The organism is Actinomycetota bacterium (assembly GCA_036280995.1).
GTDB lineage: Bacteria > Actinomycetota > CALGFH01 > CALGFH01 > CALGFH01 > CALGFH01.
The window spans coordinates 1-2183 of the sequence record DASUPQ010000351.1 but is presented as its reverse complement, the minus strand read 5'-3'; the positions used below and the strand labels follow the sequence as shown (position 1 = coordinate 2183).

Genomic DNA, 2183 nt, shown 5'->3' with positions numbered 1-2183 from the left:
CAATGCACCAGCGGTGCTGCGCGGCCGACCGCAGGACGATGAGGCTGATCGCTCGACTGCAACCTGCCAGCAAACCGCCAGCAACCAAGCCTCACATCGCCACAGCCAGCATCGTGTCGCTTTCTGGCAATCCTCCTTCTGAGGAGGACTGATGTATGGGAATGCGGGGACGAACGGTGGGGCGTGAGCGGGTGGCTCGTCAATGGCATTGATGCTCGGGTGGTTCCCCGAGTTCCGCAGTTCGTGGGCACGCGAGCGTGATTGGTTCCGGGTTGGTGCTGGTCAAGGGCTTGTGGGCGGCTGTTGAACGCCTCCAGACGCTGATTGTGTAGTAACACGGCTTGGTGTGTGTGGCTTGTGCTGTCAGCGCAAGCATGGTTGAGTCGTAGTCATGTACCTGCGGTTCACCTCGCGGACCAACGCCGACGGTACGGTGGTGCGCTACGTCGCGCTGGCCCACAACCGCCGGGTGGACGGGCGCATCAAGCCGGATGTGCTGATGAACCTGGGCCGGGTCGACCAGGTCGACGTGGCCGGGCTGCGCCGACTGGCGGCGTCGATCAACAAGCACTTCGGCGACGGTGACGAGCTGGCCGATGGCGCCGAGGCGGGTCTGGCCGCAGGCGGCGCGCCGCTGGAGGTCATCGACGCCCGCCCGGTCGGGGCGACCTGGCTGCTGGACGGCCTGTGGCAGCAGTTGGAGTCGGGGCGGCGGTCCGCTCGGCCACCGATGGGGGCCGGTTCACCGCCAACATGGAACGGGTGCTGTTCGCCCTGGTCGCCAACCGGGCGGTGGCGCCGATGAGCAAGCTGTCGGCCGCCGAGTGGGTCGGTGAGGACGCCGCGATCCCGGGGCTGTCGGTGATGGATGAGGATCAGGCGTACCGGGCGATGGACCTGCTGGGGACGCCGACACCCACGCGCTGGTGCAGCAGGCGGTGTTCTTCGCCGTGGCCGACCTGCTCAACCTGGAAGTCGACCTGCTGTTCTTCGACACCACCTCCACCTACTTCGAACGCGACGAGGAAGACGACGGCGTCGAGGCCTTCCGCCGCTTGGGGCACTCCAAGGACCACCGGCCCGACCTGCCGCAGATCGTCATCGGCCTGGCCGTCACCAGGCAAGGCATCCCGGTGCGCTGCTGGTGCTGGCCGGGCAACACAGGCGACCAGCAGGTGCTGGCCGAGGTCAAAGACGACCTGCGCGGCTGGAAGCTGGGCCGGGTCATCACGGTGGTCGACCGGGGCTTCACCTCGGCGGACAACCTGGCCTACCTGCGCCGCGCTGGCGGGCACGACATCGCCGGGATGCGCCTGCGCGATGGCAACCCGCTGGTCACCCAGGTGCTGTCCCGGCAGGGCCGCTACCAGCAGGTCAAGGACAACCTGCGGGTCAAGGAAGTCCGCGTCGACGGCCACGACGCCCGGTTCATCGTCTGCCACAACCCCGAGCAGGCCGAGCGAGACCGCCAGCAGCGAGACCAGGCCATCGCCAGGCTCCAGGCGGAGCTGGCCCCCATCGCCAACCAGCGCGCCCGTGACGCCCGTCGTCGCCGTGGCGACAAGACCCGAGCGCGCAACCAGGCCGCCCACGTTCGTGCCGAGCGCGCGCTGCGCGACCACCCCAGCCTGGGGCGTTGGCTGACCCAGCAGCCCAACGGGCGCCTGAAGGTCAACACCGCCAAGGTCAAGGCCGAGCAGCGGCTGGACGGCAAGTACCTCATCGCCACCAGCGACCCCCACATCAGCACCGAAGACGCCGCCTTGGGCTACAAGAACCTCGCCGAAGCCGAACGCGGCTTCCGTGACCTGAAGTCGACCCTGCTGCTGCGGCCGGTCTTCCACCGCCTGGAGCACCCTATCCGCGCCCACGTCCTGATCTGCTGGCTGGCTCTGCTGCTGACCCGCGTCGCCGAACGCTCCGCCGGCCTCTCGTGGCGAAACATCAACCGGCAACTCGGGCCGATCACCCAGGTGACGCTGGCCGGCCCTGCCGGCACGGTCACCCAGACCACCCCCATCAACTCCGAGCAGAAGGCCATCTACCAGGCACTATCCATCCAACCGCCGCCCCGGGTCACCGCCTTCGACCCCACCTGAACACCACCAGCAACCATCAGATGGGCGTAGGCACACGCCCCACCCCAGACCTACCAGCGTTTACCCAGGTCAACCCCCCGATTC

2 protein-coding genes are annotated in these 2183 nt (G+C 68.2%); both read left to right on the top strand.

The window, feature by feature from the left end; translation table 11 throughout:
- Positions 1–391: 391 nt before the first annotated feature.
- Positions 392–805 (top strand): hypothetical protein, encoded by a 414-nt coding sequence (locus tag VF468_11930; protein ID HEX5879007.1) that lies wholly within the window; start codon positions 392–394, stop codon positions 803–805.
- 121 nt (positions 806–926) lie between these two features.
- Positions 927–2099: an IS1634 family transposase gene (locus VF468_11925; protein HEX5879006.1), complete on the top strand. Its 1173-nt coding sequence runs from the start codon at positions 927–929 to the stop codon at positions 2097–2099.
- The last annotated feature ends 84 nt before the right edge of the window (positions 2100–2183 follow it).

Coding starts and splice junctions, on each gene's coding strand:
- VF468_11930 (HEX5879007.1), top strand. CDS start 392: ATGTACCTGCGGTTCACCTCGCGGACCAACGCCGACGGTACGGTGGTG.